A 25,104-nucleotide genomic window follows, 5' to 3' on the forward strand; every position below is an offset into this window, starting at 1 on the left:
GTCACGTATTAGCGAAACGCTCGGTCACGTTCACCGAAATCCGCAAAAGGGCGCCACTTCGGTGGAAATGATCCCTTCGTTGATGCCCACCATGCCCGCTTCCAGGCCTTCGGCCATGCGCCAGACCCGACCGATATCGCGACTGTAGAAATAGGCCGACAGACCAAATGGCGTGTCGTTGGCCCGCTGCAGCACGTCGGCCTCGTCCCGGAAACGGAAGCACGCCGCCACCGGGCCGAAGGTTTCTTCCTGGGCGATCAGCATCTCGCCGTTGGCCTCGGTGAGGATGGTCGGTTCGAAGAAGGTGCCGCCCAGGGCATGGCGACGACCGCCGCAGAGCAGCCGGGCGCCCTTCTCCAGGGCATCGCCGACATGCGCCTCGACCTTGGCCAGGGCCGCCGCATTGATCAGCGGCCCCTGCTCGGTATCGCCGTCCAGGGCGCTGCCGACCCGCAGCGCGGCAACCGCCTCGGCCAGCTTGGCGGTGAAGGCCTCATACACGCCGTCCTGGATGAAGAAGCGGTTGACGCAGACGCAGGTCTGCCCGGTGTTGCGGAACTTCGAGGCCATGGCGCCCTTGACCGCGGCATCCAGGTCGGCGTCGTCGAAGACAATGAACGGTGCATTGCCCCCCAACTCCAGGGAGACTTTCTTCAAGGTGTCGGCGGCCTGGCGCATCAGCAGTTTGCCGGTACGGGTCGAGCCGGTGAACGACAGCTTGCGCACCACGCTCGAAGCCTGCAGCGCCTGGCCAATGGCGGGCGCATCGCCGGAGACGATGTTCAGCACCCCGGCGGGAATGCCCGCCTGCTCCGCCAGCACGCCAAGGGCAAAGGCCGAAAGCGGGGTTTCTTCCGAGGGCTTGAGAATCATCGTGCAGCCGGCGGCCAGGGCCGGACCGACCTTGCGCGTGACCATGGCCAGGGGGAAGTTCCACGGAGTGATCGCCGCGACTACGCCAATCGGCTCCTTGGTCACGATGATCCGCGCGTCGGCCTTGTGGCTGGGGATCACGTCCCCATAGGCGCGCTTGGCTTCCTCGCCGAACCACTCAAGGAAGCTTGCGGCGTAGACCACTTCGCCCATGGCCTCGGCCAGGGGCTTGCCCTGTTCGCAGCTGAGCAAGGTGGCCAGTTCGCGCTGCTGGACCAGCATCAGCTCGCTCCAGCGCTTGAGCCGCTGGCTGCGCTCCTTGGCGGTGAGTGCGCGCCAGGCGGGCAAGGCGCGCTGGGCGGCGGCAATCGCCAGGCGAGTTTCTTCGGCGCCAGCCTTTTGCACCTGGGCAATCAGTTCGCCATTGGCCGGGTTGTACACCGGGTAGCTGACGCCGCCGCTGGACCATTGGCCATCGATGAAATGACCGGTACGGATCAATGCGCTCATGCCATGGCCTCGCTCAGGGAAAAGCGCTCCAGCCCCGGACGGGCCGTGCGCAGGATACGTTTGCCGGCGGTGTAGTCGTTGATCACATCGCAGGGGGTGTAGTTGCGCTCCAGCTCGTGCAGTTCCTCGGCATCCAGGGTGGTATCCAGCGCCGCCAGGGCGCTGTCGAACTGCGCCGTGGTATCGGCACCCACCAGCATGCAATCGACCCCGGCATGCTTGAGCACCCAGGCCTGGGCCACCTGGGCATTGGACAGGCCGCGGGCCCGGGCCACGCGCTGCACCGAGCGGGCGATCTGCAACGAGGCCTCGTCGCTGTACATCTGCTGGGTGAAGAAGTCGGTCTGGTTGCGGGTCGACTGCACGTCGCCAGTGAGCAGGCCCCGGGCCAGCGGGCTGAACACCGAGACGCCCAGGCCCTGGTCACGGCAGAACGGAATCATCTCGCGCTCTTCCTCGCGGTAGGCGCAGTTGAGCTGCAGCTGCATGTTGATCGGCTTGACCCAGCCATGGCGCTCGCAGGCCATGAGCAGCTTCGCCAGTTGCCCGGTGAGCATGGTGGAGACGCCGATGTAGCGAGCCTTGCCGGCGCGGACGACGTCGTTCAGCGCCTGCATGGTTTCTTCCACCGGGGTGTTCACATCGAAGTAATGCAGCATGAACACGTCGACGTAATCCATGCCCAAGCGCTTGAGCGAGGCGTCGATGCTGTCGAGGATGTGCTTGCGCGAATGGCCGCTGGCATTGATCGCGCTGCGGGTGCCATAGCCGACCTTGGTGGTGATCACCAGGTCTTCGCGGCGCGCCAGGCGCTTGACGATGCGCCCCACCACTTCTTCGCCGACGCCTGCGGAATAGAAATCCGCCAGGTCGATGAAATTCACGCCGTGGTCTAGGGCGTGAGCGACGATGGGCTCACTCTGCTTTTCATCGAAGATCCAGGGCTTCCAGTCCGGGGTGCCCATGTTCATGGTGCCCAAGCACAGGCGCGACACTTGCAGGCCGGAGTGGCCCAGACGAATGTATTGCATGCTGCGCTCCTCAGGCCTTGGGGGTGTAGAACGGGTTGCTGATCTGATTCACCGCATCCGCCAACTGGGCGCGCTCGGGCTTGCCGTTCAGGGCCGCGCGGATCGCCGTGCGGCAGGCGTTGTAGTTGTTGAGGTAGACCGCATCCAGATCATCGCAGTCGGGATTGACCCAGTTGGCGGTGACGATTGCCCAGTGGTCTTCGGCTTCGGCCGGCAAGGTGCCGTCCAGCAGCGCTTCGAGCACCGCCTTGGCAATACCGGCCTGGGATGCGCCCCAGGTAGCGTTGCCATGCAGCTCGCTGGCAATCGCCGCCTTGTTCACATACAGGGTCATGGGCTTGACCGGGATGTTGGGCCGGGCAATCACCATGAACGGGCAATGGCCCTGGCTCGGCGAGGCCAGGCTGTTGGCGAAGGCCTGGCCGGCAGGACCGTTGCGCGGCCCGATGAGGATGTTGATATGGGCGGCATTGACGCCTGGGCCTTCGAAGCCCTCGCCGATGTAGAGGTCGAGTGGTTGCATGGGTGTTTACTCTTTGAGATCACAAGGAAAGAAATGACGCGGGATCGGCAGTGCCGCTTCCGCTACGTTTCGTTAGTCGGGTTCAAAGAGCGCGAGCGAGGAAGGCTGCAGAGATGGCCCTGCAAGTGAAGGGTAAGGGACTGAGTCATGGCGCAAACGCTCTTTGTTGTTATGGATGAGCTGTGTTTGCGCTGTTTTAGCACCGGGCTGGCGAGGCCCCGTAACCATTAAAAGTCATGCGGCCATGAGCTTTTGTCATAGCCGCCGATCTGTAGTGCATGGGTTCGCCGGAAAGAACATGGATCCAGCCACGCTCAAGCTTGCGAATCGCCTCCGGCGGCGTCGCGCATCAACCTCAGCAACGCCTGAAGCGGATGCGCAACAGACTGGCCGTCCTGGCGCTTGACCTGGCTTCGACACGAATAGCCATCCGCCAGCAGGCGCCCTGCCCCATTGAGACGGGCCACCAGTGGCCCCCAGGACTGACTGTAGATGACCCCGGAGGTCGCGGCGTTTTGGGTTTCGTGGCCGTAGGTTCCGGACATCCCGCAACAGCCGCTGGCCTGCACCTGCAACTTCAAGCCAACCCGCGCGAAGATCGTCTGCCACAGGGCCACGCTACCCGGCTCATTGGTTTTTTCGGTGCAGTGCGGCAGAAAGTGGTAAGCCTCCTGATCGGCGCCCAGCGTCGATGGCGCCAGTACCTGCACCAGCCATTCCTGGGGCAACAGCACCGTCGGCGCTTGATCCTGCCCCAGGCTCTTGGCGTACTCCTGCCGATAGACCAGAGTCATCGCCGGATCAAGCCCCACCAAGGGAATCTGATATCGGTTCAGTTGGCGCAGCGATCGGCCGTTGAAATGCGCGGCCTTGTCGAAGGCCCGCAAAAAGCCCTGGACCTGCAGCGGCTTGCCATTGGCGGCGAACGGCGCGATGTACACCTCAAACCCCAGCCTGGAAATCAGTTCGATCCAGTCAGCCAGCAGCGGCGTTTCGAAGTAACGGGTAAAGGCGTCCTGCACCAGGATCACGCTGCGAGCGCGTTGCGCCTGGTCCAGTCCCTCAAGCAGTGCGGGGGACGCCACGCGCACGTTCCAGCGGCGGCAAACCTCATCGAAATTCAGCAAGCTCAGCAGCGGGCTGTCGATCATCCCGGCCACCCGCCGCAGAAACGCCCCCGCCATCCGCGAGCCGATGATGCCGTTGTACAAGCGCGGCATACGGGCGAAGAAGGGAATCGTGTACTCCAGGGAACCGATGAGGTAATCCTTCAGCGGCCGCAGATAGCGGCTGTGGTACAGCTGCAGGAATCGCGAGCGAAACTCAGGCACATTGACTTTCACCGGGCACTGCCCCGCACAGGACTTGCAGGCCAGGCACCCGGCCATCGCATCGTAGACCTCATGGGAAAAGTCTTTCTGGCCCATCTTCTGCGCCAGCGTATTCACCGCACGTCGCGGCAGGCCAAGAAGCGCGGAGCTGGACGACAGAGCCTCCTGGCAAGCCAGCACATCGACACCTTGCTGGCCCTGCAAGCGCAGCCACTCACGCACCAGTGAGGCGCGGCCCTTGGGCGAGTGCACTCTGTCGCGGGTGCCTTTCCAGGAAGGACACATGGCGTCATCGGGATCGAAGTTGTAGCAGGCGCCGTTGCCATTGCAATGCACGGCGGCGTCATAGTGCGACCAGACCCGCTCATCAATGGTGCGATCAAGCTCGCCCCGCAACTGGACCTCATCCACCCGGGTCAACCGGGCGCCGGGCAGCGTCTTTGGCGTGGCGATCTTGCCCGGATTGAGTTGGTTGTGCGGGTCAAAAGCCGCCTTGAGCTCCTGCAGGGCCGGATAGAGTTCGCCGAAGTAATCGGGCACATATTGCGAGCGCAACCCTTTGCCGTGCTCGCCCCAGAGCAAGCCGCCGTACTTTTGCGTCAGCTCGGCGACGGCGTCCGAAATGGGCCGGACCAGGGCCGCCTGGGCCGGGTCCTTCATGTCCAGGATTGGCCGCACATGCAGGACTCCGGCGTCGACGTGGCCGAACATGCCATATTCCAGGCCATGGCTATCGAGCAGCGCGCGGAATTGCCCGATGAACTCGGCCAGGTGCTCGGGAGGAACCGCAGTATCTTCAACGAACGGCTGGGGCCTGGCGGCGCCTTTGACATTGCCCAGCAGCCCCACTGCCCGCTTGCGCATCGCGTAGACCCGCTTCAATGCCTCGGCGCCGACCGCCAGGGTGTGCCCCAATCGCACCACGCTGGCATCACGCTGCAGGTGCAGGACAAATTCATTCACCCGTTGCAGCAGGGCCGCCTCGTCGTCGCCGCTGAATTCAACCAGGTTGATGCCCAGTGTCGGCACATCGGGGTCCTGGGGAAAGTACTCGGCGACGCCGTGCCAGACGATGTCGTTCATGGCCAGCGCGAGGACCTTGGAGTCCACCGTCTCGATGGACAGGGGCTTGAGCGCCATCAACGCCTTGGCGTCGCGCAATGCGTCCATGAAGCCGGCATAACGCACATTGACCAGGATCGAATACTGGGGAACGGGCAGCACATTCAGCGTGGCTTCGACAATGAACCCCAGCGAGCCTTCGGAGCCGCACAGGACACTGTTCAGGTTGAGCCGCTCACCCGGCTCCTGCAAATGCGCCAGGTCGTACCCCGTGAGGCACCGGTTCAGCTTGGGAAAGGTATGTTCGATGAGCTCGGCATACTGCTGCGTGATCTGCGCTGCACAGCGATAGATGGCGCCGACCTTGTCTTCGCGACGAGCCTGCGCCTGCCAGTGCTCAGGCTCCAGGGGCGCACTGTCGAGCCGCTCGCCACCGATGAGAATGGTCGACAGCGCCAGCACATGATCACGGGTTTTGCCGTAGGTGCAGCTGCCCTGGCCGCTGGCGTCGGTATTGATCATGCCGCCGATCGTGGCCCGATTCGAGGTCGACAGCTCGGGCGCGAAAAACAGTCCATGGGGTTTCAACGCGGCATTGAGCTGGTCTTTGACCACGCCGCTTTGCACCCGCACCCAACGCTCCTCGACATTGATCTCAAGGATGCCGTTCAGGTGGCGTGACAAGTCCACCAGGATTCCACTGGTCAACGACTGGCCATTGGTGCCGGTTCCGCCGCCACGGGGCGTGAGCACCACCGAACTGAAGGGCGCCAGCGCCGCGAGGCGGGCCAGCAACTGAACGTCTTGCACATTGCGCGGAAACACCGCGGCTTGCGGCAGGCGCTGATAGATCGAGTTGTCGGTTGCCAGCACGGTCCGCAGTCCATGATCGCGAGCGATTTCTCCCTGGAAACCTTCCTGTTCCAGGCGAGCCAGGAACAACTCGCAGGCTGGGTTTTTGACTTCTTGGGGAGACAACCGGGCAATCATGCTGGAATTCCTACTGGCGATACCGCTAATCTGAGCATTCTCGTTATGTATGCTTACTCCCCGGCCGTTGATTCATGGCAAGGGGCACACCTCCGATTCTGTGGGGCCAGAACGTTTCACACAAACGTAAAACCTGCAGCATTTGCATGAGCTTTATGAATGAACCCACGCCGACTGACTCCCTCAATGTCCCTGCTGGTCGCTTTCGAGGCCGCCGCCCGCCATTGCAGCTTCACCAAAGCCGCGGACGAACTTGCCCTGACGCAAAGCGCGGTGAGCCGACAAGTACAGGCCCTGGAGTCGCAGCTGGAGATCTCGCTGTTCAAGCGCGAGGGCAGAAAAATCGAACTCACCGCCGCCGGCGCCCTTTACCAGCACGAGCTCAGCGCCGCATTGGGCCGCATTCGCAGCGCCACCCTGCAGACCATTGCCTTCAAGGAAGAAGATGGCCCGTTGAACCTGGCGGTGCTTCCAACGTTCGGCTCAAAATGGCTGCTGCCGAAAATGCATGAGTTCTATGCCCTGCATCCCAGGAACCTGGTGCACATCCATTCAAGGATCATTCATGCCGACAACCCATCCAGCGTGGGCGACATGCAGGCGATCATCTGCGCGGGGAAAGGCGATTGGCCGGGCTACGTGTCGCACCTGTTGCTGCAAGAAAAGCTGATCGTTATCGCCAGCCCCAAAGCCCTGGCAGACAACCCCGGGCTATCGCTCGACGACATCACCCAGCATTTGCTGCTGAATGTGGTTTCTCGCCCCAACGGCTGGTCCGACTGGTTTGACCTCAACAACCTGGATCACCAGAAAATGCGCACGGGCCCCAGCTTCGAGCTCACCGCTCACCTGATCCAGGCGGTGGCCGCAGGAATCGGCATCGGGCTGGTTCCCGATATCCTGGTGCAGGACGAAATCGAGTCTGGAACCGTGGTCAAACTGTTCGGCCCCACGCAAAGCGGTCGCAACTATTACCTGACCTGTGCCGCGCGCTATCAGCATTTTCCGGCGTTCAAGACATTCAGCGCCTGGTTGCTGTCCCTCCCCTCCTGAAGCGAGCGCAGCAGCGGGCACAGCAGCTGCGCATCACCAACTGATGATCATCGGCAGCAGCGGACGCAAATCCTGGCGCCGGCCGCTGGCTCCATGATCGATCTGCACTTCGATCAGGTGCTCATCCCCCCGGACCAGGGCAAATCCCGGCAGCTGGTTCGCGCAGTGGGCAGCCGCTGAAAACGCCTGGCGGTCCGGCGTAGTGATGCGCACGGCGGTCATCTCGCGAAAGCCGTTGGGATGTGCAAGCGGCTGGGCGCGCTCAATCGGCGCCTCATCGGGTCTTTTGGCAAAGCCAAGAAAAAACCACATCGGCTCGCTGACCGGCGCCTGCCCTACCTCGACTTTCAGGGCCGCGGGCAAATAAACGGGTCGATATTCCCAAACCGGAAACAGCGGCGTCTCGCCCTCGGTGGAGGGCCGGAAGCAGACGCCAAAGGGCGCGGCGTTTGCATCGCCGCCCTTGAGGCGATCATAGAGTCGTGTCGGCGCGGTCAACTGACTTTGCGCCTCTGCCTCATCGGTGAGGTACAAAAGTTCGATGAACGCATTGCGCAAGAAGAACCTTCTGTTGGCAGTGCCTTGGCCCGGGTGGGTGTTCGGTGTCCCTTCAACCAGCCCCAGGGCTTGCAATGCCTCAGCGCTTTGCCCGTGATCATTCACGGCGATAAAAATGTGGTCTGTTTCCATGCTCAATTCCCTTTGATTCTGATCGCCAGTAGCGGCTTTTTGCCTGGGGCAAAAAAGCCGGCGAGCAGTCTGACATGGCCGATTGCGGCCATCCACCAACAATGCTCGAGCGCACTTTGGCCAGCGATCCGTTGCAGGGAGATGCCCCCCAACCGAGGCCGACATCAATAGCGCTGCCAGCTCAGCTATTGGCGGGGGGAAAGACGTTCAGCGAGCAGAGGGAGGGAGTCGGTTCAGGACTCGGGACAGTGATAGACGTTGCCCGAAAGCGTCACGTTGGTTTGTTCCAGGCGTTTGTCCGAACCGGTCTGTCCGGCGCGCTGAGTGAGCAGGTAAACCCGGTTGCCGCCCATCGCCGCGGCCTTGTTCTTCAGGTCGTTGCGAGCGCCGGTTTCGAGGTTGGCGTTGCCGGTGATGCTGCCCAGTAGAAAGTCGCCCTGACTGCCGGTGACATCGCCAAGAAACTTGCATTCACGTCCCGGTTCATTGTTGGTGATGCGCACATTGTTGGCCCCAGGCCCGGCGATTGAAGTGGGCGCACAACCTGCCAGGACAAACAACGCGGTACACAGACCGATCCCCGTGAGCCTATTAGAGAGATACATCCGGATGATTCCTTTAGTGCATTTGCCGCGATACCCCGAGCGGAAAATCCTCCCGGGCGGTAGAGCGCGCAGTATCGAACTTTGCTAAAGCCGGAGTTGTATTTATCAGTGAATTTGCAGTGAAAAAATGTAAAGGGTGGCCAAGGGTTCGCCAGCGGCAGGATCACTACCAACCGCCGGAGTGTTCAGCAGGATTCGCGCTCCACCAGCGGGCAGGCCACTCGGTGAATCGCCGGTTGCTCCCTGCGCTCAATGAGGTATTGAGCAGCGCGCCGCCCCATCTCGTAATACGGCAATTGCACGGTACTGAGCGGCGGGTAGAACAGCTCGGCAACACCGATCATGTTGTCGTACCCCAGCACCGCTACCTGATCCGGAATACGCAGGCCGCGACTGAGCAAGTACTGGTAGGCGAGCAAAGCGATCCGGTCGTTACCGCACACCAGCAGGTCGAACGCCGGCCGGCCTTGCAGCTCGCCCAAGCGGCTCTCCAGCACGGCAATGGTTTCCTGGTAGGCGTCGTCCCGGGACAGGTTGTATTGAGGAACATCGGCCACGGCTATCCCGGCTTCGGCAAAGGCCCGGGCCAGTCCCAGCTGCCGCTGCTCCCAGGCCAGGCTGCTCTGCGGCAGGTTGATGCACAGCGGACTGCGGTAGCCCCGCTTGAGGGCGTAGCGCACCGCCTGATACTGACCGTCCGCGTCATCCGGCACGTAGCAGGCCACGCCGGGCTCAAGGCTCATGCAATTGCTCAGCACCAGCGGCAGGCTGCGCAGCACCGGGGGGATCTCGACGGTGCGCAGCTGCATGGCGCTGAAGATGATCCCGTCAGGCTGGTGGGACAGCATCAGATCGATGGTCTGCTGGTTCGGCGGCACTTCGAAGACGTTGACGATGAACAGGTTCCAGCCGTTTTCACGGGCGGTGCGCTCCATGGACAGGAGCATTTCCACCGCGAAGGGCGTGGTGGCGGTATCCAGGGCGAAGACACCGATGGTCTTGCCACCGGACGAGCCGCCACGGATCTTTCGCGCAGAAAGGCTGGGGACATACCCCAGGGTCTCGACCGCTTGCAGAACTTTCGCCAGGGTTTCCTGATTGACTTTTTCCGGGGTATTGAGCGCCCTGGACACCGTCATGAAGGAAACCCCTGCCAGGCGCGCGACATCTTTGACTGAAGCCATTCGCAGGTGCCAATGCTGTTATGGCCGGGCATCATGTCACGCTTGGCAAAAGCATGACAACACAGCGTCGGAACTCGTGCCAGACGCTCCTGGCCCAGGCATCAGAGGCCCAGGTCGGCCAGGCGCCAGAGCGAAACCTCGCCGAAGGCACCGCAGCCATTGATGGCAAAAGCCGTGATCGCCTGACTGTCGGGACGGGGATAGATCCGACTGCTCAAGCAGTAGGCGCCATCATCGACAAACACCTCGATGGAGGAACGGTCGAGAAAGATCCGCAGGGCGATCCGGGTTTGCCCCGCGGCTATCGGCACGCTGCGCACCCCGCTCACACCGGCTCCTGAATGCTGCCGGTCAAGCACCAGACGGCGCGCCATCGCATCGAAATACACCAGGGTCCGCTCCTGCCGATCCTCACTGCAGCGCAGGGCCAGGCCGAAGCGCTCGGCGGTACTGCCAGCCAGGTCCAGGGTCAGCTCGAACTCCAGCAACGTACCTCGCTCATCGAGCAGGCAATCGGCGGATTCCACCGCGCCAATCGACAAGCTCCGCAGCGACTGGCGCAACCCCGTCAACTCGCGGGCTGGCCGCATGCGCAGCCGTTCGCCGTCGCGGCTCAACTCCCGCGGCAGCGACAGCGCTCCACACCAGTGATGCGCCTGACTCGGCATCGGGCTGTCCCACATGTCCATCCAGGCCCACAGCAGGCGGCGCCCGTCCGGCGCCAGCAGGGTCTGCGCGGCATAGAAGTCATGACCGTGATCCAGCTCGCGCACCTTGCCGCACTCGCTGAAAAACCCACGGTCGTCCAGCAGGCCGATTCGGTAGCTGTTCTGGAACTTGTTCCAGTTGTCATGGCCGCTGGGTTTCAGGCCCTGGGGCGAATAGAGAAACACGTCGCTGCCATCGAGCTCGAACAGGTCCGGACACTCCCACATGTAGCCGTCCGGCTGACGTTGCCCTTGCAGGGCGCAGCTCAGGTACTCCCAGTGCTGCAGATCGTCCGATTGATAGAGCAGCAGCTGCGGGTCGTCGCCACGTCGAGCGCCAAGGGCCATCCACCACTGCCCTCCCCGCCGCCAGACCTTGGGATCGCGAAAATGCATGATGCCCGGCTCCGGCGCCGTCTCGATCACCACCCCGTGCTTGTGAAACGACACGCCATCGCTGCTGCTGGCCAGGCACTGGACCTGACGGATGTTCTGGTCGTCCCCCGGAGCCCCCAGCCACACGTGCCCGGTGTAGATCAGGTACAGCCTGTCGTCCGCGACCACTGCCGACCCCGAGAAACAGCCGTCGCGGTCATAGGCATCACCAGGCGCCAGCGCGATGGGCAGATGCTCCCAATGCACCAGGTCACGACTCCTGGCATGCCCCCAGTGCATCGGCCCCCATTGCGCTGAATAGGGATGATGCTGGTAGAACACGTGATATTCGCCGCGAAAAAACACCAGGCCGTTGGGGTCGTTCATCCATCCCGCCGGCGGCGCAAGATGATAAGCGGGACGAAAGTCGTTGCCCCGCTCAGCCAAGGTTTTTTCGATAGCGCGGTGCGCTTGGTCCAACAGTGCCGCGTGCATGGCTGGTTCCTGTCTAGGGTTCATAACGAAGGGCAGATTGAGCGATGGCGGGCAGCTCCGGCGAATCGCCAGGCCCGTCTTGGGAGGTGCCGCGCACGGGATCCTTGCGCAACAGGGTCCATGACAGCAGCAGGCAGGCGCCGACCAGCCCTGCCATGAGTACGTAAACGTTGGCGAAACCGAAGTGGTCGTAGCCGTAGCCCACCAGCGGCGACAGCAGCATGGCGGTCAATTGCTGGGCGAACTGAAAGCCCACCAGGTAGATCGAGGCAGACAGCCGAGCGTCGAAGTTGAGCGAGATGTATTTGAAGATCGAGATCAGCAGGATGGGCACTTCCAGGGCGTGCAACATCTTGCAGGCGGCGATGGTCCAGGCCTCGGTTGCCAGCCCGGAGCCGAGGATGCGCACGAACATGATGCTGCCCGCCAGGATCAGCCCGTACTTGGCGCCTGTGCGGCTGACCAGCCAGGGGGCAAACAGCATCAGCACCGCCTCGACCAGCACCTGAGTCGAGTTCAGGTAGCCATAGGCGCGGGTGCCCTGCTCCGGGGTCGAGAAAAACGAGGAGAAATACACCGGGAACTGTTGCTCGTAGATCATGTAGATCCCGCAGACGCCGGTCAGATAGAGGCTGAAGGCCCAGAATCGCGGGAGTGCCAGCAACTTCCACAGATCGCTCAGCCGCACCGGATGGGCAGCCGTGCCTGCCTGCGCCGCCGGCTGGCTCAAGCGGCTCAGGTCCAGGCGCGACAGGATCAGCAGGAACACGATACCGGCGGCGCTGCTCATGTAGAACGTGATGTCCGGATCAATGTTGAACACCACGCCGACCACGCCGGTGGCACTGGCCCAGCCCAAGGATCCCCACATTCGAGTGGTTCCAAACTCGAAACCGGCATGCCGCGACAGGCGCTCCGTGTAGGACTCGATCACCCCCACGCCGGCCAGCATCGCCAGCGCCAGGAACGCCGCGCCGACCAGGGCGCCAAGCACCACGTTGTGCGCCAGCAGGCCGGCGTAGAAGTAAATGGCAAAGGGAGCAGCCGTGCACAGCAGGATGCCAATCCACACCAGCAGCTTCTTGGACAGCCCGAGGCGGTCTTGAAGAGCGCCGTAGAACGGTTGGACCAGCAGCGCCGCGATGGCGTTGGCGGCGAAGATGAAGCCGGTTTCCGTGCCATTCAGGCCAATGACTCGGTGCAACCAGATGGAAAACAGCGAATAGCTGGATGACCAGGAAAAGAAGAAGAAAAACAACAGACCACTGATAAGCCAGTACTCGCGTTTGGCGGCAAGCTGCATGTGACAACCCTCTTGTTTTTATTTAGGTTAACGTTAACATCGCAACACATTACGCGTCTTCGAACGCTTCGCTGTCAAGTGCAAGCCGCTGCAACAGGTGCTGAAAATGCCCCGGATGTCCGCTACAGGCCCCTGCCCGAGCGCCGTCCGCAAGCCGTTCGAAAAATGCCTGCACTACCCGAATACAAAAACAAGAGGGTCATCTATGCGTTCTGCGGTATGCCGGCCTTGGGCTGGCTTTTCTCTGTTGCTGCTGTCCACCCAGCTGTTCGCCGCACCGGCGCCAAGCATCGAGGAGCGTCTTGCCCGGCTCGAAGCCCGGACCTCCTCCGCCGAAGCGCGTGCCTCGGCGGCCGAAGCCGACGCGGCGCGGTTGCGCCGCGAAGTCCAGCAGCTCAATCAGCAAATCGGCGGCCGGCTGCCGCCCCCCACCGAACAGGCCCTCGACCAGCGCATCGCCCGGATCGAAGCCCATCAGCAGGCCCTCGCCAGCGCCGCCCCGGCGGCTGATTCGTCAACCAGGGCCAGCGAGCACTTGAGCGATGGCTTCACCTTCGGTGGCTACGCTCGCTCAGGCTTCATGAGCAATGGATCCGGCGCCGGCCACGGCGGCCCTTACCTGACCCCCGCCGGCTCCGTGGGAGGCGCGGTCGGTCGCTTGGGCAATGAAGTCGACACCTACATGGAGGCCAAGCTGGCCAAAGAGAGCCAGGCCGACAACGGCACGCGCTCCAAGTACCTGCTGATGCTCGCCGACGGCCTGGAGACACCCAATGACTGGACCGCGGCGCAGAGCCAGCTGAATGTGCGCCAGGCCTACGCCGAGCTGAGCCACCTGGCCTCGTTCCAGGACACCCCCCTGCTGCGCAATTCCACGCTGTGGGCAGGCAAGCGCTTTGACCGGGACAATTTCGATCTGCATTGGCTCGACAGAGGGATAGTGTTCCTGGCCGGAACCGGCGGCGGCATCTACGACCTGCAGCCGACGCAGGACTGGCGTATCAATGCCTCGTTGATCAGCCGTTCATACGGCGACTTCGGCACCGAGGAGAAAAAGGATATCCGCAGTTATGTCGCGACCCTCAATCAGTTCTTCGATCAGGGGCGTTGGCAGGTCATGCTCAATGGCATCTCGTCCGGCCAGAACGATGCCGACCTGAGCAGCACCAAGACAACGCCACTGGAGCGCAAGAGCCGGGTCAACAAGTCCGGTTTCAGCCCCGCCACCGGGGGCGCCCACGGTCTGTTCGCCTACCATCGACCCGACTTCTTCGGCCGCGAGGGCTACGCCAAGGCGGTGCTGCTCTACGGCCAGGGCCTGGGGGCGGAGGTCAACAACATCGGTGCCGATGGCGACTTGCTGGACCAGGCCAGAACTATGCGCCTGGCGTTCTATGGCCATACCCGCCTCAACCAGGACTGGCGCATCGCCCCGGCGCTGATCGCCGAGCACAGCCAGCACCGTTACGTTCCCGGCGACGACTATCGCTACATGACCTTCAACGTGCGCCTGGCCAACGAGTTGAGCAGCAACTTCGAAATGCAATACGAACTGAGCTGGCAGACCATGGATCTCGACGCCCGGGGCTACGATGGCCGCCAGGCCGCCAAGGGCGACTACTGGAAGCTGACGTTCGCGCCGACCTTCAAGGCCCAGACCGGCGACTTCTTCGTGCGCCCGGAGCTGCGTCTGTTCGCCACCTACATGAACTGGTCCAAAGACCTGGATAACTTCAGTGCAACGGACGATTTTGGCCAGAAAGGCTTCAAGTCCGGCGGCGACTGGCAACTGGGCGTGCAGATGGAAACCTGGTTCTAGAAGCGCGCAAAGCGGGCCGGCGCAGCAAGGTGGCAGCTCTCGCAGCGGCCAATGTTGCACCGGCGGCAACACTGAATTGCACGTCAGGGAATTGATAGCCACCAACCAGAGGCGCAGGCTAGAGGGCTGGCTTTGGTCTTATATCATTCCGAATGATAGTTACCTTCGCTTCATTCGATTCGTGAGATACCAGCCTGCCGAGCATCATCCGCCCATCTCAAATTACCTTGGCGGATGAACCATGGACCAGTCAGTCAAATTCTTGCGTTACCCCCTAGCCGCCCTCGCCGTACTGGTAATGAGTGCCTGCGGCAAGGCCCCGGAAACCGCCTCCGCCCCACCCGCCGCCAAGGTCAGCGTGGCCAAGGTGCTGGAGCAGCCGGTCAACGAATGGGACGAGTTCACCGGGCGCCTGGAAGCCCCGGAAACCGTGGAAATCCGTCCGCGAGTCTCGGGCCAGATCGATCAGGTGGCCTTCACCGAAGGCGCCCTGGTGAAGAAAGGCGACCTGCTGTTCCAGATCGACCCGCGTCCGTTCCAGGCGGAAGTCCGCCGCCTCGAAGCCCAACTGCAGCAAGCCCGGGCCACCGCCACCCGCAGCGCCAACGAAGCCCAGCGCGGCCAGCGCCTGCTGACCAGCAATGCGATTTCCGCCGAGCTGGCCGATACCCGCAGCAGCGCCGCCCAGGAAGCCCGGGCCGGGGTCGATGCGATCCAGGCCCAGCTGGACCTGGCCAAGCTCAACCTGAGCTTCACCCGGGTGGTGGCGCCCATCAGCGGTCGCGTCAGCCGCGCGCAGATCACCGCCGGCAACCTGGTGACCGCCGATGTCACCCCGCTCACCAGCCTGGTGTCCACCGACAAGGTCTACGCCTACTTCGACGCCGACGAGCGCGTGTACCTCAAGTACACCCAGCTCGCCCGCCAGGGCCAGCGCGGCCAGACCACCCCGGTGTACCTGGGCCTGTCCAATGAAGAAGGCCACCCGCACCTGGGCCAGATGAACTTCGTCGACAACCAGGTCAACCCCAAGACCGGCACCATCCGCGGCCGCGCGGTGTTCGACAACCGTGACGGCAGCTACACCCCGGGCCTGTATGCGCGCCTGAAACTGGTGGGCAGCGGCACCTACTCGGCGATGCTGATCAACGACGAGGCCGTGGGCACCGACCTGGGCAAGAAGTTCGTGCTGGTGATGGACGCCGACAACAAGCCGGCCTACCGCGCCGTGGAACTGGGGCCGAAGATCGAAGGCCTGCGCATCGTGCGCAGCGGCCTGAACAAGGACGACACCATCATCGTCAAGGGCCTGCAGCGGGCGCGTCCCGGGGCGCCGGTGACGCCTGAGGTGATCCCCATGGCTAGCCAGGAAACCCTCGCCGCCCTGGCCCAGCAACGCCAGGCACTGGAAGCCAGCAACCTGCAGCAGGCCACCCCTGCCAAGGCGGCTCCGGCTGTGAAACTCGCCGCCGCGACTCCACGCGGTTAAGGGACGACTCTCAAGATGAATTTTTCCCAGTTCTTCATTTCAAGGCCGATCTTCGCCGCGGTGCTGTCGCTGCTGATCCTGATCGCCGGCGCCATCTCGCTGTTCCAGCTGCCCATCAGCGAATACCCGGAAGTGGTACCGCCCACCGTGGTGGTACGCGCCAACTTCCCCGGAGCCAACCCGAAAGTCATCGGTGAAACCGTGGCCGCGCCCCTGGAACAGGCGATCACCGGGGTCGAGAACATGCTCTACATGTCCTCGCAATCCACTGCCGACGGCAAGATCACCCTGACCATCACCTTCGCCCTGGGCACCGACCTGGACAACGCCCAGGTCCAGGTGCAGAACCGCGTGACCCGCACCCAGCCCAAGCTGCCGGAAGAAGTGACGCGCATCGGCATCACCGTGGACAAGGCCTCTCCGGACCTGACCATGGTGGTCCACCTGACCTCGCCGGACAAACGCTACGACATGCTCTACCTGTCCAACTACGCCCTGCTCAACATCAAGGATGAGCTGGCGCGCCTGGGCGGCGTAGGCGATGTGCAATTGTTCGGCATGGGCGACTACTCGCTGCGGGTCTGGCTCGATCCGAACAAGACCGCCTCGCGCAATCTGACCGCCACCGACGTGGTCACTGCAATTCGCGAACAAAACCGCCAGGTCGCCGCCGGGGCCCTGGGCGCGCCGCCCGCCCCTAGCGCCACCAGCTTCCAGCTGTCGGTCAACACCCAGGGTCGCCTGGTCACCGAGGAAGAGTTCGAGAACATCATCATCCGTTCGGGTGAAGACGGCGAAATCACTCGCCTGAAGGACATCGCCCGCATCGAGCTGGGGTCGAGCCAGTACGCCCTGCGTTCCCTGCTCAACAACCAGCCGGCGGTGGCGATCCCGATCTTCCAGCGCCCGGGCTCCAATGCCATCGAGATCTCCAATGAAGTGCGGGCCAAGATGGCCGAGCTCAAGCAGAGCTTCCCGCAGGGCATGGACTTCAGCATCGTCTACGACCCGACCATCTTCGTCCGCGGTTCCATCGAAGCGGTGGTCCACACCCTGTTCGAAGCGCTGATCCTGGTAGTGCTGGTGGTGATCCTGTTCCTGCAGACCTGGCGCGCCTCGATCATCCCGCTGGTGGCGGTACCGGTATCGCTGATCGGCACCTTCGCGGTCATGCACCTGTTCGGTTTCTCCCTCAATGCCCTGTCGCTGTTCGGCCTGGTGCTGGCCATCGGCATCGTGGTGGACGACGCCATCGTGGTGGTGGAGAACGTCGAACGCAACATCGGCCTGGGCCTGACCCCGGTGGAAGCCACCAAGCGCGCCATGCGTGAAGTGACCGGCCCGATCATCGCCACCGCCCTGGTGCTGTGCGCGGTGTTCGTACCGGCGGCCTTCATCAGCGGCCTGACCGGGCAGTTCTACAAGCAGTTCGCCCTGACCATCGCCATTTCCACGGTGATCTCGGCCTTCAACTCCCTGACCCTGTCGCCGGCCCTGGCCGCGGTACTGCTCAAGGAACACCATGCGCCCAAGGACCGCTTCTCCAAGCTCCTCGACAAGCTGCTGGGTGGCTGGCTGTTCACGCCGTTCAACCGCTTCTTCGAGCGTGCAAGTGGTGGCTACGTCGGCACCGTGCGCCGGGTCATCCGCGGCAGCGGCATCGCCCTGTTCCTCTATGCCGGCCTGATGGTGCTGACCTGGTTCGGCTTCGCCCACACCCCGACCGGTTTCGTTCCGGCCCAGGACAAGCAATACCTGGTGGCTTTCGCCCAACTGCCGGACGCCGCCAGCCTGGACCGCACCGAAGACGTGATCAAGCGCATGTCCGACATCGCCTTGAAGCAACCCGGCGTGGAAAGCGCGGTGGCCTTCCCCGGCCTGTCGATCAACGGCTTCACCAACAGCCCGAACAACGGCATCGTCTTCGTCACCTTGAAGCCCTTCGATGAGCGCAAGGACCCGAGCATGTCCGCCGGCGCCATCGCCGGTGCCCTGAACGGCAAGTACGCGGACATCCAGGACGCCTACATGGCGATCTTCCCACCGCCGCCGGTACAGGGCCTGGGGACCATTGGCGGCTTCCGCCTGCAAGTGGAGGACCGCAGCGGCCTGGGTTACGACGAGCTGTATAAAGAGGTGCAGAACGTCATCGCCAAGAGCCGCAGCGTGCCGGAACTGGCCGGGCTGTTCACCAGCTACCAGGTCAACGTGCCCCAGGTGGACGCGGCCATCGACCGGGAAAAGGCCAAGACCCATGGCGTGGCGATTTCCGACATCTTCGACACCCTGCAGGTCTACCTGGGTTCGCTGTATGCCAACGACTTCAACCGCTTTGGCCGCACCTACCAGGTCAACGTCCAGGCCGAGCAGCAGTTCCGTCTTGAACCTGAACAGATCGGCCAGCTGAAAGTGCGCAACAACAAGGGCGAGATGATCCCCCTGGCGACCTTCATCAAGGTCAGCGACACCGCCGGTCCCGACCGCGTGATGCACTACAACGGCTTCGTCACCGCGGAAATCAACGGCGCGGCGGCCCCGGGCTACAGCTCCGGGCAAGCAGAAGCGGCGATCGAGAAACTGCTCAAGGAAGAACTGCCCAATGGCATGACCTACGAGTGGACCGAGTTGACCTACCAGCAAATCCTGGCCGGCAACACCGCGCTGTTCGTCTTCCCGCTCTGCGTACTGCTGGCCTTCCTGGTGCTGGCCGCGCAATACGAGAGCTGGAGCCTGCCATTGGCGGTGATCCTGATCGTGCCGATGACCCTGCTGTCGGCCATTACCGGGGTGATCGTCTCCGGTGGCGACAACAACATCTTCACCCAGATCGGCCTGATCGTACTGGTGGGCCTGGCGTGCAAGAACGCGATCCTGATCGTCGAGTTCGCCAAGGACAAGCAAGAGGAAGGCCTCGACCCGCTGGCCGCAGTGCTGGAAGCCTGCCGCCTGCGTCTGCGGCCGATCCTGATGACCTCCTTCGCCTTCATCATGGGCGTGGTGCCCCTGGTGATCTCCAGCGGCGCCGGCGCGGAAATGCGCCACGCCATGGGTGTGGCGGTGTTCGCCGGGATGCTCGGGGTGACCTTCTTCGGCCTGCTGCTGACCCCGGTGTTCTATGTCCTGATCCGCAATTACGTGGAGCGCAGCGAGGCCCGCAAGGCCGCCCGCGCCCTGCAACTGGAGGCGCAACAATGAGTGCCAAAGTCTTCCTGCCGAGCCTCTTGGTACTGGCCCTCGGCGCCTGCGCCGTCGGCCCGGACTACCAGACCCCGACCACCGAGGCGGCGCATATCAGCGCCGCCACCGACGGCGCCGCGGGCCAGAAGAACTTCGACCGCGCGCGTTTCGAAGGCATCTGGTGGCAGCAATTCGATGACCCGACCCTCAACCAGCTGGTGAGCAAGTCCTTGCAGGGCAACCGTGAACTGCGGGTGGCCTTTGCCCGCCTGCGGGCCGCCCGGGCGATCCGCGATGACGCCAGCAATGACGCCATGCCGACCATCACCAGCCGCGCCAGCAGCGACCTGGGCAAGGGCCAGATCCCTGGCCAGACCACCAGCCGGGTCAAGACCGAGCGCTACGACCTGGGCCTGGACATGGCCTGGGAACTGGACCTGTTCGGACGCATCCAGCGCAACCTGGAAGCCACCGAAGCCGACCAGCAGGCCGCCGAGGCCGACCTCTACCAGCTGCAGGTGACCATGATCGCCGAGCTGGTAGACGCCTACGGCCAGCTGCGCGGCGCGCAACTGCGGGAAAAGATCGCCCTGGCCAACCTGGACAACCAGCAGGCCTCGCGCAAGATCACCGAAAGCCTGCGCGACGCAGGCGTCGGCGACCAGCTCGACGTGGTCCGCGCCGATGCCCGCCTGGCCTCGGTGGAAGCCAGCGTGCCGCAATTGCAGGCCGAGCAGACCCGCCAGCGCAACCGCATCGCCACCCTGCTGGGTGAGCGCCCGGACCAGCTCAGCGTCGACCTGTCGCCGGCGCAACTACCGGCGATTGCCAAGGCCCTGCCGATCGGCGACCCGGGCCAGCTGCTGCAGCGCCGCCCGGACATCCTCAGCGCCGAACGCCAGCTGGCCGCCGCCACCGCGCGCATCGGCGTGGCCAAGGCCGACCTGTTCCCCAAGGTCAGCCTTAGCGGCTTCCTCGGCTTCACCGCCGGACGCGGTTCGCAGATCGGCTCCTCGGCAGCCAATGCCTGGGCCCTGGGCCCGAGCATCACCTGGGCGGCCTTTGACCTGGGCAGCGTGCGCGCCCGCCTGCGTGGCGCCGACGCCAATGCCGACGGCGCCCTGGCCAACTACGAACAGCAAGTACTGCTGGCCCTGGAAGAATCGGAAAACGCCTTCAGCGACTACGGCAAGCGCCAGCAACGGCTGATCTCGCTGATCCGCCAGAGCGAGTCCAGCCGCAAGGCCGCGGACCTGGCCGAGATCCGCTACCGCGAAGGCACCGTGGACTTCCTGGTGTTGCTGGACGCCCAGCGTGAACGTCTGGCGGCCGAAGATGCCCAGGCCCAGGCCGAAGTCGACCTGTACCGCGGCATTGTCGCCATCTACAAGGCCCTGGGTGGTGGCTGGCAGCCAGAGACACTGGCCAGCCGGTAAGGATTGGCAACGAGCTCCTTTGGTTGGCCGCAACCAACCAATGTTTGGCCCCGCGACTTATTCGGTCGCGGGGCTTTTTTTCGCTCGTCCCAAGGGCCCCTTCGCCGGCAAGCCGGCTCCTACAAGGCCCCACGCGATGTACCTGCCTACCGTAGGAGCTGGCTTGCCAGCGAAAGCGCCCACAAGACCGCCCTCGCCGGCAAGCCGGCTCCCACAAGGCCCCACGCGATGTACCTGCCTACCGTAGGAGCTGGCTTGCCAGCGAAAGCGCCCGCAAGAACGCCCTCGCCGGCAAGCCGGCTCCTACAAGGCCTCACGCGATGTACCTGCCTACCGTAGGAGCTGGCTTGCCAGCGAAAGCGCCCGCAAGAACGCCTTCGCCGGCAAGCCGGCTCCTACAAGGCCCCACGCGATGTACCTGCCTACCGTAGGAGCTGGCTTGCCAGCGAAAGCGCCCGCAAGAACGCCTTCGCCGGCAAGCCGGCTCCTACAGGTAGAACCGCGCGCGGTGCAAACCCTGCTGGAGCCGGCGGGTCAGCGGCGGCGGAACAAGGGGCGCGGTTCGATCACCGAGCGGCCGTAGAGCACGCTCATGCCCGCCAGGCCCTTGAGGGCGTCCTGGGCGCATTTGTCTTCGCGCACGGCAAAGCTGTCGAAACCGCATTGGCGCATGTGGCTGAGCTGGTCGCGCAGCACGTCGCCGATGGCGCGCAACTCGCCCATCCAGCCCAGGCGGGTGCGCAGCAGGTACGCCTGGCTGTAGCCCCGGCCATCACGAAAGCTGGGGAAGTCCACGGCAATCAGCGGAATCAGCTTGAGCCAGGGCTTGAGGCTCTCCACCTCGTCGTCCGGACCGATCCATACCCCGTCCCGGGCCGGGTGATGCTCGATGCGGCGGATCAGCCACAGGGCCAGCGGCAAAATCAGCGGCCCCTCGGGCAGCACCGCGTCGACTTCGCGTACCAGGCTCCAGGCATCGTCCGCCACCAACAGGGCTTCACCTTCATGCAAACGCAGCAGGTTGTTCATGCCAGTGCCTCCACGGCCTTGGGATAGACCCGCTCCTTGAACGGCTCCAGGCCAATGCGCTGCAGAGTATCGACGAAGGGTTCGTCGCTTTCGCGGTAGCGCACGAAGGTGGCGATGATGCGCTCGATCACCTCGGGAATTTCCTCGGCGCTGAAGGACGGGCCGATCACCTTGCCCAGTGCGCTGTCACGGCCCTTGGCCCCGCCCAGGGTGACCTGGAACCACTCGCTGCCGTTCTTGTCGACCCCGAGGATGCCAATGTTGCCGATGTGGTGGTGACCGCAGGCGTTCATGCAGCCGGAGATGTTCAGGCTGATGTCCCCCAGGTCGTGGAGGTAGTCCAGGTCGTCGAAACGCTGCTGGATGGCCAGGGTGATCGGCAACGAGCGGGCGTTGGCCAGGGCGCAGAAGTCGCCGCCCGGGCAGGCGATGATATCGGTCAGCAAACCGACGTTGGCGGTGCCCAGGCCGTGCTCGCAGGCCCGCTGCCAGAGCTCGAACAGCCGCGACTTGGGCACGTCCGGCAAGACGATGTTCTGTTCGTGGGCAATGCGGATCTCGCCGAAGCCGTAGTCCTCGGACCAGTCGGCCACCGCTTCCATCTGCTGGCCGGTGACATCCCCGGGAGGCGACGCCGGGCCCGGCTTGGTCGACAGCACCACGCAGGTGTAGCCCGGCACCTTGTGCGGGTGCACGTTGCGCGCTACCCAGCGGGCGAAGGCCGGCGACTCGGCCAGGTGACTGCCGTAGTCCAGGTCGGTGTCCGCCAGGTGCTCGTAGATCGGCGGCACAAAGGCGCTGGCCACCCGCTGGTACTCCTCGTCGGTGAGCTGCGCCGGACCGTCCTTGAGGTGCTGCCACTCCTCTTCCACTTCCTTGGCGAAGGCCTCGATGCCCAGGGCCTTGACCAGGATCTTGATCCGCGCCTTGTACTTGTTGTCGCGCCGGCCGTAGCGGTTGTAGACCCGCAGCACCGCCTCGACGTGGGACAGCAGGTGCTGCCAGGGCAAGCCGTCGCGGATCTGCAGGCCAAGGATCGGCGTGCGCCCCAGGCCGCCACCGACGATCACCCGCAGCAGCATCTGGCCACTGCGGTCGCGGTACAGGTACAGGCCGATGTCATGCATCATGATCGCCGCGCGGTCCTGCCTGGCCGAGCAGATGGCGATCTTGAACTTGCGCGGCAGGAACAGGAATTCCGGGTTGATGGTGGACCACTGCCGAAGGATCTCCGCCAGCGGGCGCGGATCGAGGTATTCATCGGCAGCGACCCCGGCGAAGGCCTCGGTGGTGATGTTGCGCACGCAGTTGCCGGAGGTCTGGATCGCGTGCATCTCCACCTCGGCCAGACGCTGCAGGATGTCCGGCACCTGGGCCAGCTCGATCCAGTTGAACTGCAGGTTCTGCCGGGTGGTGAAGTGGCCGTAGCCGCGGTCGAAGTCCCGGGCGATGCTGGCCAGGGTACGCATCTGCCGGGCGCTCAGGGTGCCGTAGGGAATCGCCACCCGCAGCATGAACGCATGCTTCTGCATATAGAGACCGTTCTGCAGGCGCAGAGGCAGGAACTCCTCTTCACTGAGCTGGCCGCCCATGAAGCGCTCGACCTGATCACGAAACTGTGCCACCCGCTCAAAGACCAGGGCCCGGTCATATTCGTCGTACTGATACATATCCCTACCTCATCGAAACTGGTCGTGCTCTAACGGCGCGTGCTGTGAGGGGGCGACTATGCGCGTGCAGCGCAGAACGTTACAGATTCAGGTAAAAACTAAAAAACCATATCAGCCATGACCACGACGCCGTGTACGCGAGATAAATCTGATCCGTATTAATGCGGTTTTTCTGAGCCTGTTTTGTTTCCTCGCTGATTCCTACAGTGCACCCCGTGCCAGACCGGGTGGCCTGGCAAGACTTTGCAACCGTGGAAGCATTGACCATGAACTCAGCAACAATCGGACAGGCCTACAACTACAAGGTGGTTCGCCAATTCGTCGTCGCAACCGTGGTATGGGGCGTGATCGGCATGGCCATGGGGGTGTGGATCGCCTCGCAACTGGTATGGCCGGAGATGAACCTCGATCTGCCCTGGAGCACCTTCGGCCGCCTGCGGCCGCTGCACACCAGCCTGGTGATCTTCGGTTTCGCCGGCAGCGCCCAGTTCGCCGCCAGCTACTACGCGGTACAGCGCACCTGCCAGGTACGGCTGTACTCCGACACCCTGGCCGCCTTCACCTTCTGGGGCTGGCAGTCGGTGATCGTGATCATGCTGATCAGCCTGCCCCTGGGCTACACCACCACCAAGGAATACGCCGAGATCGAATTCGCCGGCGCGGTGTGGATGGCGGTGGTCTGGGTGGCCTACGCGATCGTCTTCTTCACCACCGTGGTGCGGCGCAAGAGCCAGCACATCTATGTCGGCAACTGGTTCTTCGGTGCCTTCATCCTGGTGATTGCCATGCTCCACGTGGTCAACCACCTGTCGATCCCGGTGGACTGGTTCAAGTCCTACCCGGTGTATTCCGGGGCCACCGACGCCATGGTCCAGTGGTGGTACGGCCACAACGCCGTGGGCTTTTTCCTCACCACAGGCTTTCTCGGGATGATGTACTACTTCGTGCCCAAGCAAGTCGGACGCCCGGTGTACTCCTATCGCCTGTCCATCGTGCACTTCTGGGCGCTGATCACCCTGTACATCTGGGCCGGCCCGCACCACCTGCACTACACCGCCCTGCCGGACTGGGCCCAGTCCCTGGGCATGGCCATGTCGCTGATCCTCCTGGCCCCGAGCTGGGGCGGCATGATCAACGGCATGATGACCCTGTCGGGCGCCTGGCATAAGTTGCGCACCGACCCGATCCTGCGGTTCCTGGTGCTGTCCCTGGCGTTCTACGGCATGTCGACCTTCGAAGGCCCGATGATGGCGATCAAGACCGTCAATGCCCTGTCCCACTACACCGACTGGACCATCGGCCACGTGCACGCCGGGGCCCTGGGCTGGGTGGCGATGATCACCTTCGGCGCGATCTACCACATGGTGCCCAAGGTCTTCGGCCGCGAGCAGATGTACAGCGTGCCGCTGATCAACCTGCACTTCTGGCTCGCCACCATCGGCACCGTGCTGTACATCGCCTCGATGTGGGTCAACGGCATCACCCAGGGCCTGATGTGGCGCGCGGTCAACGAAGACGGCACCCTCACCTACTCCTTCGTCGAGGCCCTGGTGGCCAGCCATCCGGGGTTCGTGGTGCGTTTCGCCGGTGGCGTGTTCTTCTTGAGCGGCATGCTGCTGATGGCCTACAACACCTGGCGCACCGTGCGCGTGGCCGATGAAAAACTCGCGCTGAACGACGCCCAGATCGCCTGAGCCGAACCTTGCCCGCCGGCCCCAGTGGCCGGCGTTTTCTTTCAGGGAGCCTTTGGCC

At 63.6% G+C, this 25,104-nt stretch carries 16 protein-coding genes and 1 pseudogene; 6 read left to right on the forward strand and 11 right to left on the reverse strand.

Annotated features, from left to right (window positions below; genetic code table 11):
- Positions 1–33 precede the first annotated feature (33 nt).
- The 4 genes and pseudogenes from BLV47_RS15430 to ydiJ form a co-directional block, all read right to left on the reverse strand.
- A pseudogene (locus BLV47_RS15430) lies at positions 34–1,383 on the reverse strand (NAD-dependent succinate-semialdehyde dehydrogenase); the annotation flags it as partial.
- Positions 1,380–2,414, reverse strand: coding sequence for an aldo/keto reductase (locus BLV47_RS15435; protein WP_092314973.1), 1,035 nt, complete (start codon positions 2,412–2,414; stop codon positions 1,380–1,382). The pseudogene BLV47_RS15430 and the gene BLV47_RS15435, both read right to left, overlap by 4 nt.
- A 10-nt stretch (positions 2,415–2,424) precedes the next feature.
- A complete protein-coding gene (fae, locus tag BLV47_RS15440; protein ID WP_092314975.1) occupies positions 2,425–2,937 on the reverse strand; it encodes a formaldehyde-activating enzyme in 513 nt (170 codons plus the stop codon).
- A gap of 314 nt (positions 2,938–3,251) precedes the next feature.
- Positions 3,252–6,320, reverse strand: a complete 3,069-nt coding sequence (gene ydiJ, locus BLV47_RS15445) for a D-2-hydroxyglutarate dehydrogenase YdiJ (protein WP_092314977.1) — start codon at positions 6,318–6,320, stop codon at positions 3,252–3,254.
- 159 nt (positions 6,321–6,479) lie between these two features.
- On the opposite strand from ydiJ, the gene BLV47_RS15450 reads away from it, so the two are divergent.
- Positions 6,480–7,373: a LysR substrate-binding domain-containing protein gene (locus tag BLV47_RS15450; RefSeq protein ID WP_092314979.1), complete on the forward strand. Its 894-nt coding sequence runs from the start codon at positions 6,480–6,482 to the stop codon at positions 7,371–7,373.
- 33 nt (positions 7,374–7,406) lie between these two features.
- On the opposite strand, the gene BLV47_RS15455 is transcribed toward BLV47_RS15450, so the two are convergent.
- The 5 genes from BLV47_RS15455 to BLV47_RS15475 all read right to left on the reverse strand — a co-directional run bounded on the left by BLV47_RS15455 (position 7,407) and on the right by BLV47_RS15475 (position 12,732).
- Positions 7,407–8,063, reverse strand: a complete 657-nt coding sequence (locus BLV47_RS15455) for a VOC family protein (RefSeq protein ID WP_092314981.1) — start codon at positions 8,061–8,063, stop codon at positions 7,407–7,409.
- Between the two features lie 233 nt (positions 8,064–8,296).
- A complete protein-coding gene (locus tag BLV47_RS15460) occupies positions 8,297–8,668 on the reverse strand; it encodes a DUF4156 domain-containing protein (RefSeq protein ID WP_092314983.1) in 372 nt (123 codons plus the stop codon).
- A gap of 185 nt (positions 8,669–8,853) precedes the next feature.
- Complete coding sequence (locus tag BLV47_RS15465; protein ID WP_092314985.1) at positions 8,854–9,852, reverse strand: LacI family DNA-binding transcriptional regulator; 999 nt, start codon at positions 9,850–9,852, stop codon at positions 8,854–8,856.
- 101 nt (positions 9,853–9,953) lie between these two features.
- Positions 9,954–11,429 (reverse strand): glycoside hydrolase family 32 protein, encoded by a 1,476-nt coding sequence (locus BLV47_RS15470; RefSeq protein ID WP_092314987.1) that lies wholly within the window; start codon positions 11,427–11,429, stop codon positions 9,954–9,956.
- A 13-nt stretch (positions 11,430–11,442) separates the two neighbouring features.
- Positions 11,443–12,732: an MFS transporter gene (locus BLV47_RS15475; RefSeq protein ID WP_092314989.1), complete on the reverse strand. Its 1,290-nt coding sequence runs from the start codon at positions 12,730–12,732 to the stop codon at positions 11,443–11,445.
- A 205-nt stretch (positions 12,733–12,937) separates the two neighbouring features.
- Between BLV47_RS15475 and BLV47_RS15480 the strand changes: the two genes are divergently transcribed.
- From BLV47_RS15480 to BLV47_RS15495, 4 genes are all read left to right on the forward strand, one after another.
- On the forward strand, positions 12,938–14,551 hold the full coding sequence (locus BLV47_RS15480; protein WP_092314991.1) for a carbohydrate porin: 1,614 nt from the start codon (positions 12,938–12,940) through the stop codon (positions 14,549–14,551).
- Positions 14,552–14,792: 241 nt separating this feature from the next.
- Entirely contained in the window at positions 14,793–16,040 is a 1,248-nt protein-coding gene (mexE, locus tag BLV47_RS15485) for a multidrug efflux RND transporter periplasmic adaptor subunit MexE (protein ID WP_092314993.1), read from the forward strand.
- Between the two features lie 15 nt (positions 16,041–16,055).
- On the forward strand, positions 16,056–19,235 hold the full coding sequence (locus BLV47_RS15490; protein ID WP_092314995.1) for an efflux RND transporter permease subunit: 3,180 nt from the start codon (positions 16,056–16,058) through the stop codon (positions 19,233–19,235).
- On the forward strand, positions 19,232–20,653 hold the full coding sequence (locus BLV47_RS15495) for an efflux transporter outer membrane subunit (protein ID WP_092314997.1): 1,422 nt from the start codon (positions 19,232–19,234) through the stop codon (positions 20,651–20,653). The genes BLV47_RS15490 and BLV47_RS15495 overlap by 4 nt, the downstream gene beginning before the upstream one ends.
- A 534-nt stretch (positions 20,654–21,187) precedes the next feature.
- Here the strand turns inward: BLV47_RS15495 and BLV47_RS15500 are convergent.
- Positions 21,188–21,682 carry a DUF934 domain-containing protein gene (locus BLV47_RS15500; RefSeq protein WP_092314999.1) on the reverse strand — a complete coding sequence of 165 codons (495 nt, stop codon included), beginning with the start codon at positions 21,680–21,682 and terminating at the stop codon, positions 21,188–21,190.
- The gene (locus BLV47_RS15505; RefSeq protein WP_092315001.1) at positions 21,679–23,352 is read right to left on the reverse strand and encodes a nitrite/sulfite reductase; all 1,674 of its coding nucleotides are present in this window, start codon (positions 23,350–23,352) and stop codon (positions 21,679–21,681) included. Before BLV47_RS15505 ends, BLV47_RS15500 begins: the two co-directional genes overlap by 4 nt.
- Before the next feature lie 266 nt (positions 23,353–23,618).
- Here BLV47_RS15505 and ccoN point away from each other — a divergent pair, with 266 nt between their 5' ends.
- Positions 23,619–25,046, forward strand: a complete 1,428-nt coding sequence (gene ccoN, locus BLV47_RS15515; protein WP_092315003.1) for a cytochrome-c oxidase, cbb3-type subunit I — start codon at positions 23,619–23,621, stop codon at positions 25,044–25,046.
- The last annotated feature ends 58 nt before the right edge of the window (positions 25,047–25,104 follow it).

Origin of the sequence: Pseudomonas saponiphila, from assembly GCF_900105185.1 — a bacterium.
GTDB classification, from domain to species: domain Bacteria; phylum Pseudomonadota; class Gammaproteobacteria; order Pseudomonadales; family Pseudomonadaceae; genus Aquipseudomonas; species Aquipseudomonas saponiphila.